Here is a 16,003-nt window from a genome sequence, read left to right as displayed (position 1 = left end):
ACTTGATTCGTGGATCAAAGTGTATACACTTTTGGCGACACTGCAAGCCAATCGTCCGAACGAAAGGAATCCATGGGCCAGCTCACCACCCACGTGCTCGACACCGCCAACGGCTGCCCTGCGGCCGGCATGGCCGTGCGGCTGTATCGCCTCGGCGACGATGGCACGGCCACGGAGCTCAAGCGCGTCACGCTCAACCACGACGGCCGTGCCGACGCGCCGCTGCTGCAGGGCGAGGCGTTCCGGCCCGGGCGCTACCGTCTCGTCTTCGCGGTGGCGGACTACTTCCGGCGGCGCGGCGCGGCGCTGGCCGAGCCGCCCTTCCTCGACGAGGTGCCGCTGGACTTCGGCCTTGCCGCGCTGGGCCAGCACTACCACGTGCCGCTGCTGGCCAGCCCGTGGTCGTACTCGACCTATCGCGGCAGCTGAGGCCGGGTCTCGGGCGCGAATCCGGGTAAGTCCGGATCGGAGCGTGCGCGAGACTGTATACACTATGTGTCGCGTCGCCGCGGAGCCCGGTGTGCCACACCGGTCGCGACACTTCCAGCCTCACAGAGCCCGCTGTGGTGAGGCCGCCCATGGGCCCGCTTCTTGCGCGCGGCCCGTGCCGAAAGGAAGTGACAGCGCATGGAAGCGTACGTTCTCGACTGGGTCAACCTGCTGCTGCGCTGGGCCCACGTCATCGTGGCGATCGCCTGGATCGGCTCGTCGTTCTACTTCGTCTTCCTCGACAACAGCCTGACGAAGCCGACCGCACCCGATCTGGTCGACAAGGGCGTCGACGGTGAACTCTGGGCCGTGCACGGCGGCGGCTTCTACCACCCGCAGAAGTACATGGTGGCGCCGAAGTCGCTGCCGCCCAACCTGCACTGGTTCTACTGGGAGAGCTACTCCACCTGGCTGACCGGCTTCGCGCTGTTCACCGTGCTCTACCTCTACCAGGCGGGCACCTTCCTGATCGACAGGAACCTGTTCGCGTGGTCGCCGGCCGCCGCCATCGCCGCGGCGCTGGGCTTCCTCGTGGTGTTCTGGCTCGTCTACGACGGCATCTGCCGTGCCTTCGGCCGCAAGCCCGGCGGCGACCGCATCGTCGGCATCGGCGTGACGATCGCGGTCGTCGTCGCGTCGTGGCTCGCCTGCCAGCTGTTCGCGGGGCGTGCGGCCTTCCTGCTCGTCGGCGCGATGATGGCCACGGCCATGAGCGCCAACGTGTTCTTCTGGATCATCCCGGGGCAGCGCACCGTGATGGCGCAGATGAAGGCCGGTCAGCCCGTCGACCCGGTGCATGGGCAGCGGGCCAAGCAGCGCAGCGTGCACAACACCTACTTCACGCTGCCCGTGCTGATCGCCATGCTCAGCAACCACTACGGCTTCCTCTACGGCGCGAAGCACAACTGGCTGGTGCTGGTGGGTGTGATGCTCGCAGGCGCGCTGATCCGACACAGCTTCGTGGTGCGCCACAAGGCGCTGGTGGCCGGGCATCGCGTGCCCTGGGAATTCGCGATCGCCGGCACGGCGCTTCTCGCGGGGCTCGCCGCGTGGCTTGCGCCCGCGCCACTGGCGCAGAGCACCAGCATGGCGCCGCCGAGCTTTGCACAGGTGCGCGCGGTGGTGACGCAGCGCTGCGTCATGTGCCACGACGAGCAGGTGGTCAGCAAGGGCGTGCAACTGCACACGCCCGAGCTGATCGCGAAGAACGCCCAGGCGCTCTACCAGCAGGCGGTGGTTCTGAAGACCATGCCGATGAACAACGCCACGCAGATCACCGACGCGGAACGGTCCTTGCTCGGGCGATGGTTCGAGGCCGGCGCATCCGTGCGGTGAACGGCCAGTACGCCTGTCGGACCGAGGAGGGTTTCCCCATCAGGCTCTGGACACAGGACACTGCGAGGAGACCCGATTGAGCGAGACATCCGTCCACCCGGTCGACGAGAGACTGCCGGCGCCGCGGCTCGCGGCGCTGGGCCTGCAGCACGTGCTGGTGATGTACGCCGGCGCGATCGCCGTGCCGCTGATCGTCGGCCGCGCCCTGAAGCTCACGCCCGAGCAGGTTGCGCTGCTGATCTCGGCCGACCTGTTCTGCTGTGGGCTGGTCACGCTGGTCCAGTCGCTCGGCGTCACGCGCTGGTTCGGCATCAAGCTGCCGGTGATGATGGGTGTGACCTTCGCCGCCGTCGGCCCGATGGTGGCATTCGCCAACGCGATGCCCGGTGTCGACGGGGCGCGCGCGATCTTCGGCGCGATCATCGGCGCGGGCGTGATTTCGATGCTGATCGCGCCGATGGTCAGCAAGCTGCTGCGCTTCTTCCCGCCGGTGGTCACCGGCACCATCATCGCGATCATCGGCATCAGCCTGATGCGCGTCGGCGTGGGTTGGGCGATGGGTGGGCCGCCGCCGCTGGCGCAGAGCGTGGACGTGCCCCAGCTCGTGGCGATGGTCGATGCGGCCAAGGCGGCGGCCGAGGCAGCGAGCGCGCCACTCAAGCTGGCCGGGCCGATCCCGATGAGCAACAACCCGAGCTACGGCGCGCTCGACAACATGGCGGTGGCGGCCGCGGTGCTGGTGTTCATCCTGCTGCTGGTGAAGTACGCGAAAGGGTTCGTGGCGAACATCTCGGTGCTGTTGGGCATCGTGGCCGGCTGCGCCGTGGCCATCGCGATGGGCAAGATGAACTTCGACAAGGTGGCCAAGGCGCACTGGTTCGACGTGGTCACCCCCTTCGCCTTCGGCATGCCCACCTTCGACGCCGTGATGATCCTGACCGTGTCGGTGGTGATGATCGTGGTGATGATCGAATCGACCGGCATGTTCCTGGCGCTGTCCGACTTGACGGGAAGGAAGATCGACCAGCCGTCGCTTGCCGCCGGGCTGCGCACCGACGGCCTGGGCACGCTGATCGGCGGCATCTTCAACACCTTCCCCTACACCAGCTTCTCGCAGAACGTCGGCCTGGTCGGCGTCACCGGCGTGAAGAGCCGCTGGGTCTGCGTGGCCGGCGGCATCATCATGATCGTGCTGGGCATGCTGCCGAAGATGGCGGCGTTCGTCGAGTCGATCCCTCAGTTCGTGCTCGGCGGCGCAGGGCTGGTGATGTTCGGCATGGTCGCGGCCACTGGCATCCGCATCCTCTCGACGGTGGACTTCAAGGGCAACCGCCACAACCTCTACATCGTCGCCCTGTCCATCGGCTTCGGCCTCATTCCTCTGGTGGCGCCGCGCTGGACGCAGCAGATGGCGCACGGCCTGCACCCGCTGCTCGAGTCGGGCATCCTGCTCACCGCCGTGGCGGCGGTGCTGCTGAACATCTTCTTCAATGGCGCGAGGGAAGACCGGGCCGGCGCGATCGAGGCCGCGAAGGCCGCCGAAGCGCACTGAACGGCGGCGCATTCAACGCAGCTTCCAGAGCTGCGCGAGCAGCGCCTTGCGATCGACCTCCGGCCTCGCGGCATCGGCCAGCGCGGCGAAGAAGGCTTCGCGGGTCGAGGCCGTGGCGGCTGCGCGCCGCGCCAGCAGGGCGGCGATCGGGCCGATCTGCCGGGCGAGCACCTGCTGCGCCTTCTCCACCAGTTCGGGTCGCATCGGCGTGGTGCCGAGCACCGGCAGCGCGCCCGAAGGTGCGGGTGCGCCGACGGGCGGGGCACATGGCACGAGCCGGCGGGCCTTCGCCAGGAAGGGCTCTCGCTCCTCGGGTTCCAGCACTTCGGCGGCGAGCCAGGCGAGCATGGCCGCCGGGTCGGCATGCCGGCGCGCAGCGTCGCGCACCACGAGGCGTGCCACCGGACCGAGATGCGGCAGCAGCAACTGTTCGATGTCGGCCAGCGACTGCGGGGCGGTCCCGCCGGGAGCCCTCTGCGGGGTGCTGCCACGCGGCATTACCGCCATCGCGCGAGGCAGCACCTGCGTAGGCGCGTCGAGGCGGCCGAAGCGCAAGCGGCGCATCGTCTGCGCCGACACTGCCGGCGCGATCGGCCGCTCGGCGGCCTTGCACAGCGCGACACGCATCTGCGCGGCATCGTCGAACCGGTCGGCGGCACGCTTGGCGATCGCCTGCGCGACCAGCGCATCGAAGTGCGGCGGCACCGGCGGATCGAGCGCGAGCGTGGAGGGCGGTGGCGGCTCGGTGTTCAGCACCTGGTACATCACCGCGCCGGCGCCGCCGCAGAAGGGCGTCCGGCCGGTGAGCAGCTCGTAGAACAGCACGCCGCTGGAGAAGATGTCGACGCGGCGATCCGGCATCTCGTCAGTGTAGCGCTCGGGCGCCATGTAGCCGGGCGAGCCGAGCACGGTGGTGTGGTGCGTGAGCTCGCCGGAGTCGATGCGTGCGATGCCGAAGTCGGTGACCTTGAGGCGACCTTCCGGCGTGAGCAGCAGGTTGGCCGGCTTGATGTCGCGGTGCCACACCCCCTGCGCATGGGCGCAGGCCAGCGCCTCCAGCAACTGCTGCATCACGCTGAGCGCATCGTCCAGCGGCAGGCGGTCGCCGCGCGACAGCAGCGCCTGCAGGGAGATGCCGTCGACATACTCCATCGCGATGTAATGCGCGTCGTCGGCCTGACCGTACTCGTAGACGGAGACGATGTTCGGGTGCGACAGCCGACCTGCCGCCTGCGCTTCGGTGCGGAAGCGCGCGGTCGCGGAGATGTCCTGCGCGTCCGGCGAGAGCAGCGGCGCGCGGATCGCCTTGATCGCCACCGGGCGGTGAATGTCCGGGTCGAGCGCCTGGTAGACCACGCCCATCGCGCCTTCCCCGAGCACGCGCGAGACCAGGTACTTGCCCAGCCGCTGCGGCAGCGGTGCGGCGCTATCGGCGCGGCGTGCCAGGTCGAAGGGACGGGCGCTCACGACGGTGCTCCTTCGAGCATGCGCATCGCCTGCACCAGGCTCTTGCGCATGCGGCTGAACGAGGCGGCGAGCCGGCCGATCTCGTCTCGTGCGCCGACGTTGAAGGAGGGCGCCGAGAGCTCGCCGAGGCTGACGCGGTCGGCCAGCCGCGCCAGCCGTGTCACCGGTCGGATCACCAGCCACCAGAGCATGGCGTTGAGCGCCACCGCGATGACGACGAACACCGCCGACAGCATGCCCATGAAAAGCGCCCAAGCCTGCTGTGCCCGCGACATCGGCACGGCCATCGGCACCGAGACCATCTGCGCGCCGACCACCTCGCCGAGCTGCCAGCCGAAGCCATTGGCAGGGCCGTACTTCTCCACCAGCGTGCGTGGCGCGGCCTCCACCGTGCTGTGGCAGCGCAGGCAGCCTGCGTCGGCGATCCGGATCGGTCGCGCGATGTAGAGAGCGCGGCCGGACGGCGTGTCGCGCTCGCCGACGAACTCGCGGGTGTCGGGCGACTTGCGGAACTCGGCGATCACGTCGGCTTCCCATTCGACCGCGCGGTCGCGCGGGTTGGTCGGGTTCAGCGTCGCTTCCTTGTAGATGTACTCCGGGTGGTTCTTCTGGATCCTGGCCAGCACCTCCGTGGCCGAGAACGCGGGCACGGACTGCGGCAGGAAGGCGTACTTCATCTGCGTCTCGAGCAGTGGCGCCACATGCGTCGACGTGTAGGAGCGCACGGCGAGCGCCTTCTCGAGCAGGAAGCGTGCATGCTGCAGCGTCTCCTCCTGCGCATTGCGCTCCAGCAGCTGGCGCGTCATCACGCCGGTGGCGCCCAGTCCGAGCAGGAAGATCAGCACGAACACCAGGTTGAACTTGAGCAGCAGCTTCATCGTCTCTTCCTCAGGGATTCGGTGCGAGGTCGTCGGGAGCCCCCGGCCAGGTCATCAGGCCGTGCAGGCTCACCACCGGGGCGTCTTGCGGCGCGGCGCGGCGTGCCACGGGCGCAGGCCTGGGCCGGTACTTCTCGGGGAACAGCACGCGGTGCCACTCGGGGTGGGCGCGCATCTCGTGCAGCAAGGCGGCGCGGAACGCGCGATCGGACACGCGCGGTGCGAAGCGCTGCACGGCGAGGGTGCGCAGCGCGGGCTCGCCGTTGATCCATGCCGACGCTTCCGTGTAGGTCACCGGCTCGCCCGCGCCGGGTTCGACCGGGCTGGCCAGGAAGCGCGCGGCGCGGCGCGGCAGGGAGTCGGCGAAGGCGCGCGGCAGATCCTGCAGCATCTCGGCAGGCGGGCGGCGCGCGAGCGAGGCGGCCTCGCCGGCGCGCGTCACGAGGGCGTCACCCTCGTGCAGCGATCGGGGAGCACTGTCGCGGCCGGCCTGCGGCTCGGCGACCCGCGCGCTTCCGGACTCGACGAAGGCCGTCGCGCTGCCAGGTGCCACGCGCAGCACGGCGGTGCCCGCGAGCTGCTGCAGGTCGAGTGTCGCGCTGGCGATGCCGCTCACGCCAGGGTCTCGGCCCGCGCCGATCTTCAGCCAGCCGCGCGCCAGGTAGAGCGTGGCGGCGCGTTCGGCGAAGGCGCCGACGGCGCGCGGCTGCAGCAGCAGTTCGGTGCCGGGGCCAAGGTCGAGGGTGCTGCCATCGGAGAGTTCGACCCGTGCGTGCCGGGTCTGCTCGCCCGTGCGCAGGATGTCTCCGTCGTGCACGCGCTGGCCCTCGGCAGCGGTGAAACGCTGCACGTCGCGCAAGATCGTCGCCTCGCCCTCGACGATGGTCACGATGCCGATCGAGGCTGCCATGCAGTGCACGGGCAGCGCGGCCACCAGGGCCAGGGCGACGGCGCGCAGGGCAGACAGCTTCATGATGACTCCATCGAGCGGAAACGCTCTCGATGGAATCAGCTTAGGAGCCGGCTTGCCCCCACGCTTCATCCAGAATGGGGGGGCGGCGCACCTCTTTCGTGGGGTGCCTTTTTAGGTAGTCCGCTCCAATTCCCCGTACCGAACGAGATCCAGGAGACCCTCATGCCCACCTTGCGCGTCGAACTCTTCGAAGGGCGCTCGCCCGAACAGAAGCGCGCCCTCGCCAAGGAACTGACCGAGGCTTGCGTGCGCGTTCTCGGCGGCAGCGCCGACGGCGTGGACGTGGTGTTCTTCGACATCCGCCGGGAGAACTGGGCCACCGGCGGCGTGCTGTGGTCGGACAAGGCGGCGAAACCCGCCTCGCCCTGAGCCAGGCGCTCAGTCCTTGTCGCGGCCCTTGCCTTTGCCGCGGTGGTCGTCGCCCTTCTTGCCGCGGCCGCGATCGTCGTAGCCCTGGCCGCGACGGTCGTCGTCATGCCGGTACTTGCGCGACGGCGGCGGCGGCGGCGCGTAGCGCTGCCGGTACTGCGGCACGTAGACCTCCTGATACCAGCGGTCCTGCACGAAGTAGACCGGCTGATTGCAGGCGGCATAGCGGTAGCAGTGGCGCTCCCAGTCCTTGGCGTGGCCGGGCGGCACGTGCAGGTAAATCGGCTGGCGCACCACCGCCACCGGCGCCGGCTGGATGATGACCGGCTGCGGATACACCAGCACCGGCTGCGGCACATGGCCGATGTCGATGCGGCCGTAGAAGCCGGGCTGGCCGACGCTGATGGACACGCCCACATCGACGTCGGCTGCATGCGCCGGCAACACGGCGGCCAGGGCGAGCAAGCAGGCGTTCAGGTGACGGTTCGTCATCGTCGGCTCCCAGTGGTGGTGATGTGACTCAGCCTACCGCGCCTCAAGGGGCGAAGACCAGCGGCCTGTCCAGGTCGTCGCCACCCGTGACATCGATGGGTTCGCTGACCGGCGTCCTGCCTTCGGCCACGGCCGTCAGCTGGAACTTGCCCGCGTTGCCCACGTCCTCGCTGAAATTGAGTGCGACGGCGAGCGGATCGTACGCGACGAAGATCGGCGCGCCCGTGACCAGGCTCAAAGCGTAGCCTCCAGTGTCGGCGTCGACGTTGCGCGCGCCGCGCTCCACCGTCGTGCCGTCCACCACCTGCGTCGCGATGACGGTCGCCAGCGGCACGTCGGTCGAGCCGCTGATGCTGACCACGCCCGTCGCCAGGCGCGGCGTGCCTTCCGTCGGATCGATGAAGGTGCCGGGCGGGGTGACGAAGGTGCGTGAGCTCTCGCTGATCGGCACGCCGGTCATCACCGCGGTGACGCGGCCCTCGGCGCTGACCACGAGGTCGTAGATGCCGGCGGGCACCGGGTAGAGCACGAAACGCCCGTCGATGGCCGGCCAGGTGGTGCGCACCGGCACACCGCCTTGCTGCAGGGAGACGCTGGTGGTGCCCAGCGCGATCGCCGGCGCGACGTAGCCTTCGGCGACCAGGCCGTCCAGGCGCACGCGCGGCAGCACGCTGACCACCGGCTTGAGGTTGTAGCGGCCCGAGTTGCCGCGCTTGACCACCGACTTGCAGGCGTCGAAGTCGAGCACCAGGTCGGCCAGTTCGTTGGGCTCGACGGTGAGGTTGAGGTTCATCTTCAGGCCCGACTGCTGGGCGCTGGGCGTGTCGAGCGGAATCTCGTCCACCTCGCCCTCGAGCACGATCGAGTTGGCGTAAGGCGCGCTGTTGCCGTTGGAGGCGAGCTGCAGCCGCAGCTGGCTGTAGGTGCCGGCGGGCAGTTCGGTCTGGCCGAGTTCGGCGAGCACGCCGTTGGTCAGATCGAGCAGGTTGACGCGCCGGGCCGGATTCAGGACCACCTCGGACCAGCCGGCGTCGGCGTCGTCGGCGGTGCTGCTGCGGTGCACGCGCACTTTCTCGACGGTGACGTTGACCTGCTCGTAGCCGCAGGCGGGTGCGTCGGTCAGCGCCACGCGCAGCATGCCCGGCTCGCTCGACGACGAGGAACTGCCTCCGCCGCCGCAGGCGGCCAGCAGTGCGGCGGAAGCCGCCAGTGCGGCCAGCCAGGGACGAAGAATGGAACGAAGTTGCATGGCGACTCCCGATGGAAGTGGGTCAGCAGGAGCGGGGTGCTCCAGTAATGGGCAAATTTAACATTTGCTCATCCGCCAAACCGTATCCATCGCCCCCCGGGATGTGTGAATTGGTATCGGAGGGGCGTCAGTCGCCCGCACTGCCGCGGAAGCGCGCGACCTCCGTGGGGCTCACCGCTCCCGCCGAGGCTCCCCAGCTGGTACGCAGAAAACTCGCGACGGCGGCGATTTCTTCGTCAGTGAGCGCCAACCCGAAAGGCGGCATGCCGAACGGTCGCGGGTTGCCGGCGGTGGCCGGCAGGAAGCCTCCGTGCACGATCACACGGATCAGGTTGGTCGGCGGCTCCATGGTGACGAGGCGATTGCCCGCGAGCGCAGGGTAGATCGTGGCGCCACCGCGGGTTCGTGCACCTTCGCCGCGGGCGCCGTGGCAGTCGGCGCAATGCTTCTCGTAGCGCTGCGCGCCGAGCTCATGCACCGCCGGATCGGGCGGCTTGCGTCCGCTCGCCTGCGTGCGCGTCTGCGCCAGCGACTGCAGGAACAGCCCGATGGCGCGCAGATCGTCCTCGCGCAGGTGCTGCAGGCTGCGATAGACCACGTCGGCCATCGGACCGAGGGCCGAGCCGCGCGGCGAGACGCCGTCGCGCAGCAGGGCGACGATGTCCGCGAGGTCCCAGTCGGCCACGCCGGCCTGCTCGGGCGAGGTCAGCGCCGGTGCGTACCAGTTGCGCATCGGGATCAGGCCACCGCCGAGCGACAGGCCTCCCTCGGGCGTGGCGCCGAGGAAGTTGCGCCCGCCGTGGCAGGCGGAGCAGTGGCCGAGACCGTGCACCAGGTAGGCCCCACGGTTCCACGCGGCGCTGCGCGAAGCGTCGTGCTCGAAGCCGCCGGGGCGGAAGAACAGCGCCCGCCACACCGCCAGCGCCGCCTGCGTGCTGTAGGGGAAGTGCAGGTCGTGCGGCGTGTTGGGTCGGTGCACCGGCGGCAGCGTGCGCAGGAAGTGGTAGATCGCGTCGCTGTCCTCGCGCGTCACGCGAGACATGTCCGGGTAGGGGAAGGCCGGGTAGAGCAGGCGCCCGTCGAAGGAGCGGCCATGGTGCATGGCGCGCCAGAAGTGCTCGGCGCTCCAGCGGCCGAGCCCGGTCTGTGCATCGGGCGTCAGGTTGCCCGCGTAGACGGTGCCGAAGGGCGTGGCGATGCCGCGGCCGCCGGCCCAGGGCACGCCGCCCCGCGGCGTGTGGCAGGTCATGCAGTTGCCCACGCGGACGAGGTACTCGCCACGCGCCACCTGCTCGGGCGTACCGCTGGAGGGGGCGGCGTCGGCCGGGATGGCCGTCTCGCCGCGCACGTTCAGCCAGGTCACCAGGCCGGCGAAGACGCCGAGCAGCACGGCCAGGAAGACGATCCAGCGGCGCAGCATCGGCAGTCCTTCAGCGCGGCGCCGGGCCGGGGACGCTGCCGCACTGCGCCGGCAGCGGCTCGGGCAGGGCGGCTGCCGCCTTGGAGGGCACGGGCAGGGGCCGGCTCGCCAGCCAGGCGGCGACGGCGCTGACCTCGTCCGCGGTGAGTTGCCGGGCGACGTCGGCCATGCAGTCCGGCGTGTGGGCCTGCCGCTGGCCGTTGACCCAGGCCCCGAGTTGTCCTTTCAGATAGTCGCGCGGCAAGCCCAGCAGGCCGGGGATGGCCGGTGCCACGCCCGTGAGCGCCCGGCCGTGGCAGGCGCTGCAGGCGGGCAGCTTGCGCGCTTCGTCGCCGCGCAGCGCGAGGCGCTCGCCGAGTGCCATCACGGCGGGGCTCTCGCTCGCCGGCGCGGGGGCGGGGTAGGGCAGGTCGAGTGCGGCGAAATGCTCGGCGATCTCGCGCAGGTAATCGTCGCTCAGGTGGTCGACGAGGTAGACCATCGGCCCGTAATGGCGCCGCCCCTCGCGGAAGTTGAGCAACTGGTGATGCAGATAGAGCGCGGGCTTGCCGGCGATGCGCGGGTGATAGCCGTCCGGCGCAGCCCGGCCCTCCTTGCCGTGGCAGGCGGTGCAGGCCTGCACGCGCTGCGCCAGCGTGTCCTGCGGCGCCGCCGCGGTCGGCACGGTCGTCAGCGTGGCGAGGGCGAGCAGCAGGGTTCTCATCGGCAGTTCGACGGCAGGTAGCGCGCCGGCACGTCGGTGCGGTCGCTGCCGTACACGGTCATCGGCGCCGGAGCGGACGCAGCGCCACAGACCCAGGCCACCGGCACCACGGGGGCGTCGTCCACCACCGCGGGGCGCAGGGACAGCGTCCTGCCCTGGATCGCGCCGTTCGCCTTGTGGCCGAAGGTGACGTGCACCGCGCCCTGCTCCACGGCGACGGCGCGGACCAGGTTGCTGACGATGCGCTCGGCGGCGGGCAGCCCAGCTTCGGCGTTGTCGGCGGGCAGCCTGCGCGTGGCCCGCCACGATGCCGCCACCGGCGGCTTGGCGACTTCGGCCAGGCGCATGGCCTCGACGATCTGGTCGCGCACCAGCCGGTCCTGCAGAGGCGGCACCGCGATCATCGCCAGGATGGCCACCAGCGCGAGCGCTACCAGCGCTTCGACGAGCGTGAAGCCGCGGCGGAAGCGCATCGTCACGCGGCCCCCGGCGTGCGCTTCCACCACTCGCCGTCGAGCTGCAGCCTGAGGAAGTCGATGAAGGTGCTGACCTTGCCCGGCACCAGCTTGGGCGAAGGGAACACCGCGTGAAGTTCCTGGGCCGGCAGCGCGAAGTCCTGCAGCACCGGCACGATCACGCCGTCCGCCACCGACTCGCGCGCGACGTACCACGGCAGCACCGCCAGCCCCAGGCCGGCGCGGCAGGCGGACAGCACGGCGGAGAGGTTGTTCGAGCGAAGCGGCCCCTTCACCGGCACCGAGGCTGTCTGGCCGCTGTCGCCGGCGAAGGCCCAGCGGTCGTCGCCCTGCACGCTGCTGTAGACCAGGCAGTCGTGCTGCGCCAGATCGGCCGGCGAGCCCGGCGTGCCCTTGCGCTGCAGGTAGTCGGGTGCGGCAGCGGTCAGCCAGGGGTTGGTGCCGAGGAAGCGCGCGCCCAGGGCGGAGTCGGCCAGGCGCCCCATGCGCAACGCCACGTCCACCCCCTGCTCGACGAGGTTGACGTAGCGGTCGTCGAAGCTGAGGTCCAGCGTCACCTCCGGGTGTTCGCGCATGAAGCGCAGTGCCAGCGGCGTGACCACGCGACGGCCGAAGGCCACCGAGGTGCTGATGCGCAGCTGCCCGCGCACCTTGCTCTGCAGCAGCGCGGCGAGGCTGTCGGCCTCGTCCAGTTCGCGCTGGATCGCCTTGCACTTCTCGTAGTAGAGCGCGCCGATCTCGGTGGCGCTCACCCCGCGGGTATTGCGGTTGAGCAGCCGCGCGCCGAGCTTCGCCTCGAGCGCGGCGACATGCTTGGTCGCCGTCGGCTGGGTAATGCCCAGGTCCGACGAGGCCTTGCTGAAGCTGCCGGTCTCGACGATGCGCGCGAACAGCTGCACGCCGGTGATACGGTCCATGGCGATGTCCTGTCTCCTGGCCCCAATGATGCACCGGCCGCCGCCGGTCATTCCCCAGCGGAATGACAAACATGCCTTGCCTGGTCTTCTCACCGGGGGGCTGCGGCCCGACCATCGCGGTCAGCAGTCCACAGACCCAAGGAGATTCGTATGGCCCGCATGAAAGCCGCCATGGCCGCCGTTCTGGTGATGGAGAAGGAGGGCGTGAGCCAGGCCTTCGGCGTCCCCGGCGCCGCCATCAACCCGCTGTACGCGGCGCTGCGCGAGCGCGAATCCATCGCCCATGTGCTGGCGCGGCACGTCGAGGCCGCGTCGCACATGGCCGAGGGCTACACCCGCGCCCGTGCCGGCAACATCGGCGTGTGCATCGGCACCTCGGGCCCGGCAGGCACCGACATGATCACCGGGCTGTACTCGGCCAGCGCCGACAGCATTCCCATCCTGTGCATCACCGGCCAGGCGCCGCGCGCGCGGCTGTACAAGGAGGACTTCCAGGCGGTGGACATCGAATCCATCGCCAAGCCGGTGACCAAGTGGGCGGTCACCGTGCGCGAGCCGGCGCAGGTGCCGCGCGCCTTCCAGCAGGCCTTCCACCTGATGCGCTCGGGCCGCCCGGGGCCGGTGCTGATCGACCTGCCGTTCGACGTGCAGATGGCCGAGATCGAGTTCGACATCGACACCTACGAGCCGCTGCCGGTCTACAAGCCCGCCGCCACGCGCAAGCAGGTCGAGAAGGCGCTGGACATGCTGATGGCCGCCGAGAAGCCGCTGATCGTCGCCGGCGGGGGCATCATCAACGCCGACGCCTCGGCGCTGCTGGTGGAATTCGCCGAGACGATCGGCGTGCCGGTGATTCCCACGCTGATGGGCTGGGGCAGCATCCCCGACGACCACCCGCTGATGGCCGGCATGTGCGGGCTGCAGACCAGCCACCGCTACGGCAACGCCACCATGCTGGCCAGCGACTTCGTGCTCGGCATCGGCAACCGCTGGGCCAACCGCCACACCGGCTCGACCGAGGTCTACTGCAAGGACCGCAGCTTCGTGCATGTCGACATCGAGCCGACGCAGATCGGGCGCGTCTTCATGCCCGACTTCGGCATCGTCAGCGACGCCAAGGCGGCGCTCGAGCTGTTCGTGCAGGTCGCCAAGGAGCGCCAGGCGGCCGGCACGCTGCGCGACTATTCCGACTGGCGCTTCCGCTGCAGCGAGCGCAAGCGGCTGATGCATCGCAAGACGCACTACACCGAGACGCCGATCAAGCCGATGCGCGTCTACGAGGAGATGAACAAGGCGTTCCCGCGCGACACCATCTACGTCTCGACCATCGGCCTGTCGCAGATCGCCGCAGCGCAGTTCCTCAACGTCTACGGCCCGCGTCAGTGGATCAACTGCGGCCAGGCCGGACCGCTGGGCTGGACCATCCCGGCGGCGCTCGGCGTGGTGGCCGCCGACCCGACGCGCACCGTGGTCGGCCTGTCCGGCGACTACGACTTCCAGTTCCTCATCGAGGAGCTGGCAGTGGGGGCGCAGTTCCGCCTGCCGTACGTGCAGGTGCTGGTCAACAACAGCTACCTCGGACTGATCCGACAGGCGCAGCGCAACTTCGACATGGATTTCTGCGTGCAGCTCGCCTTCGACAACCAGAACGTCGAGGACGCCTCGCTGAAGGGCTACGGCGTCGACCACCAGGCGGTGGTGCAGGGCCTGGGCTGCAAGAGCCTTCGCGTGACCGATCCCGAGAAGATCGGCGGCGCGCTGGTCGAGGCGCAGGAACTCGCGCGCAAGCACCGCGTGCCGGTGGTGGTGGAGGTGATCCTGGAGAAGGTGACCAACATCGCGATGGGCGTGGAGATCGACAAGGTCAACGAGTTCGAATCGATCGACTGCCGCCATCCCGAGGGCACCAAGGGCCTCGAGCTCGCGGGCCTGCTCGACTGAACGAAGGACCACCATGCCGCGCTTCGCTGCCAACCTGACGATGCTCTTCACCGAGCATCCCTTCCTCGATCGCTTCGAGCGCGCCGCGCGCGCCGGCTTCGGCGCGGTCGAGTTCCTCTTCCCCTACGCGCACACGCCGGCCGAAGTGGCCGCTCGGCTGAAGGGCAACCGCCTGCAGTGCGTGCTGCACAACCTGCCGGCCGGCGACTGGGACGCCGGCGAGCGCGGCATCGCCTGCCTGCCCGACCGCGTCGACGAGTTCCGCGCGGGCGTGGCACGGGCGATCGAGTACGCCACCGCTCTGGGTGTTCCGCAGCTCAACTGCCTGGCCGGCAAGGTGCCGCTCGGCGCCGACGACCAGACGCTGCGCCAGACCTTCGTCGCCAACCTGAGGTACGCCGCGGCGGAACTGAAGAAGGCCGACCTGAAGCTGCTGATCGAGCCGATCAACACCTACGACATTCCCGGCTTCTTCCTGAACCGTACGGCGCAGGCGCTCGCCATCATCGACGAGGTCGGCGCCGACAACCTGTTCCTCCAGTACGACGTCTACCACGCGCAGCGCACCGAGGGCGAACTCGCCGCGACGATCTCGAAGCACCTCGCGCGCATCGCTCACATCCAGGTGGCCGACAACCCGGGACGCAACGAGCCGGGCACGGGCGAGATCAACTACGCCTTCCTGTTCGGCCACCTCGAGCGCATCGGCTACCGCGGCTTCGTCGGCTGCGAGTACAAGCCCGCCAACGGCACCGAGGCCGGGCTCGGCTGGCTGGAGCAGGCAAGAAGGCAGCTGCGCCCGTTGCGCTGAATTTCCATTTCGAACGAGAGAACGACATGACCTCCTCCCCGCAGAAGATCGGATTCATCGGCCTGGGCATCATGGGCGCGCCGATGGCGATGCACCTCATCAAGGCCGGCCACCAGCTCTTCGTCTACACGCGCAGCAAGGTGCATGCGGAGATCGCCGCCAGCAGCGCGACGCAGTGCACCAGCCCGCGCGGCGTGGCCGAGCGCGCCGACGTGATTTTCACGATGGTTCCGGACACGCCGGACGTGGAGAAGGTGCTGTTCGGCGAGCAGGGGGTGGCGGCGGGGCTGAGCAAGGGCAAGACGGTGGTGGACATGAGCTCGATCTCGCCGATCGAGACGAAGGCCTTTGCCAGGCGCATCAACGAGCTGGGCTGCGACTACCTGGACGCGCCGGTGTCCGGCGGCGAAGTGGGCGCCAAGGCGGCGAGCCTGACCATCATGGTGGGCGGCCCCGAGGCGGCGTTCGAGCGGGTGCTGCCGCTGTTCGAGCTGATGGGCAAGAACATCACGAGGGTGGGCGGCAACGGCGACGGTCAGACGACGAAGGTGGCCAACCAGATCATCGTGGCGCTGAACATTGCGGCGGTGGGCGAGGCGCTGGTGTTCGCGAGCAAGGCGGGGGCGGACCCGGGCAAGGTCAGGCAGGCGCTGATGGGCGGGTTTGCGGCCAGCCGCATCCTGGAGGTGCACGGCGAGCGGATGATCAAGAGGACCTTCAATCCGGGGTTCCGCATCGGGCTGCACCAGAAGGACCTGAACCTGGCGCTGCAGGGGGCGAAGGCGCTGGGGGTGGCCCTGCCGGGCACGGCGCAGGCGGCGCAGCTGATGCAGGCCTGCGCCGCCCACGGCCTGCAGGAGCTCGACCATTCGGCGCTGGTCAGGGCGCTGGAGATCCTCGCGAAACACGAAGTCGCGGCCGGATAATCCGG

The 16,003-nt window shown here is 69.7% G+C and carries 16 protein-coding genes; 7 read left to right on the top strand and 9 right to left on the bottom strand.

What is annotated here, in order from left to right:
• Window positions 1-72: 72 nt before the first annotated feature.
• The 3 genes from uraH (at window position 73) to Q0599_RS17015 (ending at window position 3,376) form a co-directional block, all read left to right on the top strand.
• Window positions 73-429 carry a hydroxyisourate hydrolase gene (gene uraH, locus Q0599_RS17025; RefSeq protein WP_298831846.1) on the top strand — a complete coding sequence of 119 codons (357 nt, stop codon included), beginning with the start codon at window positions 73-75 and terminating at the stop codon, window positions 427-429.
• A 198-nt stretch (window positions 430-627) separates the two neighbouring features.
• The gene (locus tag Q0599_RS17020; RefSeq protein WP_298831844.1) at window positions 628-1,824 is read left to right on the top strand and encodes a urate hydroxylase PuuD; all 1,197 of its coding nucleotides are present in this window, start codon (window positions 628-630) and stop codon (window positions 1,822-1,824) included.
• 76 nt (window positions 1,825-1,900) lie between these two features.
• Window positions 1,901-3,376, top strand: a complete 1,476-nt coding sequence (locus Q0599_RS17015) for a nucleobase:cation symporter-2 family protein (RefSeq protein WP_298831842.1) — start codon at window positions 1,901-1,903, stop codon at window positions 3,374-3,376.
• Between the two features lie 12 nt (window positions 3,377-3,388).
• Here Q0599_RS17015 and Q0599_RS17010 read toward each other — a convergent pair whose 3' ends face one another.
• Genes Q0599_RS17010 through Q0599_RS17000 form a run of 3 tightly spaced genes read right to left on the bottom strand, consistent with a single transcriptional unit; the run spans window position 3,389 to window position 6,694 of the window.
• Window positions 3,389-4,843, bottom strand: a complete 1,455-nt coding sequence (locus Q0599_RS17010) for a protein kinase (RefSeq protein ID WP_298831839.1) — start codon at window positions 4,841-4,843, stop codon at window positions 3,389-3,391.
• Window positions 4,840-5,721: a DUF3365 domain-containing protein gene (locus Q0599_RS17005; RefSeq protein WP_298831837.1), complete on the bottom strand. Its 882-nt coding sequence runs from the start codon at window positions 5,719-5,721 to the stop codon at window positions 4,840-4,842. The genes Q0599_RS17010 and Q0599_RS17005 overlap by 4 nt, the downstream gene beginning before the upstream one ends.
• Window positions 5,722-5,731: 10 nt before the next feature.
• Window positions 5,732-6,694 carry a hypothetical protein gene (locus Q0599_RS17000; RefSeq protein ID WP_298831834.1) on the bottom strand — a complete coding sequence of 321 codons (963 nt, stop codon included), beginning with the start codon at window positions 6,692-6,694 and terminating at the stop codon, window positions 5,732-5,734.
• Window positions 6,695-6,856: 162 nt separating this feature from the next.
• On the opposite strand from Q0599_RS17000, the gene Q0599_RS16995 reads away from it, so the two are divergent.
• Complete coding sequence (locus Q0599_RS16995; protein WP_298831831.1) at window positions 6,857-7,063, top strand: 4-oxalocrotonate tautomerase; 207 nt, start codon at window positions 6,857-6,859, stop codon at window positions 7,061-7,063.
• Between the two features lie 9 nt (window positions 7,064-7,072).
• Here Q0599_RS16995 and Q0599_RS16990 read toward each other — a convergent pair whose 3' ends face one another.
• The 6 genes from Q0599_RS16990 to Q0599_RS16965 form a co-directional block, all read right to left on the bottom strand.
• Complete coding sequence (locus Q0599_RS16990; protein WP_298831828.1) at window positions 7,073-7,555, bottom strand: hypothetical protein; 483 nt, start codon at window positions 7,553-7,555, stop codon at window positions 7,073-7,075.
• A gap of 43 nt (window positions 7,556-7,598) precedes the next feature.
• Window positions 7,599-8,804, bottom strand: a complete 1,206-nt coding sequence (locus Q0599_RS16985; protein WP_298831825.1) for a DUF4382 domain-containing protein — start codon at window positions 8,802-8,804, stop codon at window positions 7,599-7,601.
• A gap of 127 nt (window positions 8,805-8,931) precedes the next feature.
• Window positions 8,932-10,224: a cytochrome c gene (locus tag Q0599_RS16980; protein ID WP_298831822.1), complete on the bottom strand. Its 1,293-nt coding sequence runs from the start codon at window positions 10,222-10,224 to the stop codon at window positions 8,932-8,934.
• A gap of 10 nt (window positions 10,225-10,234) precedes the next feature.
• On the bottom strand, window positions 10,235-10,927 hold the full coding sequence (locus tag Q0599_RS16975) for a c-type cytochrome (RefSeq protein ID WP_298831820.1): 693 nt from the start codon (window positions 10,925-10,927) through the stop codon (window positions 10,235-10,237).
• The gene (locus tag Q0599_RS16970) at window positions 10,924-11,400 is read right to left on the bottom strand and encodes a pilin (RefSeq protein ID WP_298832753.1); all 477 of its coding nucleotides are present in this window, start codon (window positions 11,398-11,400) and stop codon (window positions 10,924-10,926) included. Before Q0599_RS16970 ends, Q0599_RS16975 begins: the two co-directional genes overlap by 4 nt.
• A 2-nt stretch (window positions 11,401-11,402) precedes the next feature.
• Window positions 11,403-12,320 carry a LysR family transcriptional regulator gene (locus tag Q0599_RS16965; protein WP_298831817.1) on the bottom strand — a complete coding sequence of 306 codons (918 nt, stop codon included), beginning with the start codon at window positions 12,318-12,320 and terminating at the stop codon, window positions 11,403-11,405.
• Window positions 12,321-12,470: 150 nt separating this feature from the next.
• Between Q0599_RS16965 and gcl the strand changes: the two genes are divergently transcribed.
• Genes gcl through glxR form a run of 3 tightly spaced genes read left to right on the top strand, consistent with a single transcriptional unit; the run spans window position 12,471 to window position 15,998 of the window.
• Window positions 12,471-14,261, top strand: coding sequence for a glyoxylate carboligase (gcl, locus tag Q0599_RS16960; protein WP_298831814.1), 1,791 nt, complete (start codon window positions 12,471-12,473; stop codon window positions 14,259-14,261).
• A gap of 13 nt (window positions 14,262-14,274) precedes the next feature.
• Complete coding sequence (hyi, locus tag Q0599_RS16955; protein ID WP_298831812.1) at window positions 14,275-15,072, top strand: hydroxypyruvate isomerase; 798 nt, start codon at window positions 14,275-14,277, stop codon at window positions 15,070-15,072.
• Between the two features lie 26 nt (window positions 15,073-15,098).
• Window positions 15,099-15,998: a 2-hydroxy-3-oxopropionate reductase gene (gene glxR / locus Q0599_RS16950; protein ID WP_298831810.1), complete on the top strand. Its 900-nt coding sequence runs from the start codon at window positions 15,099-15,101 to the stop codon at window positions 15,996-15,998.
• Window positions 15,999-16,003 lie beyond the last annotated feature (5 nt).

Source organism: uncultured Piscinibacter sp., from assembly GCF_937952055.1.
In the GTDB taxonomy this organism is placed as follows: Bacteria; Pseudomonadota; Gammaproteobacteria; order Burkholderiales; family Burkholderiaceae_C; genus Piscinibacter.
The sequence above is the reverse complement of the archived record's forward strand: the minus strand, read 5'-3'. Positions and strand labels throughout refer to the sequence as shown.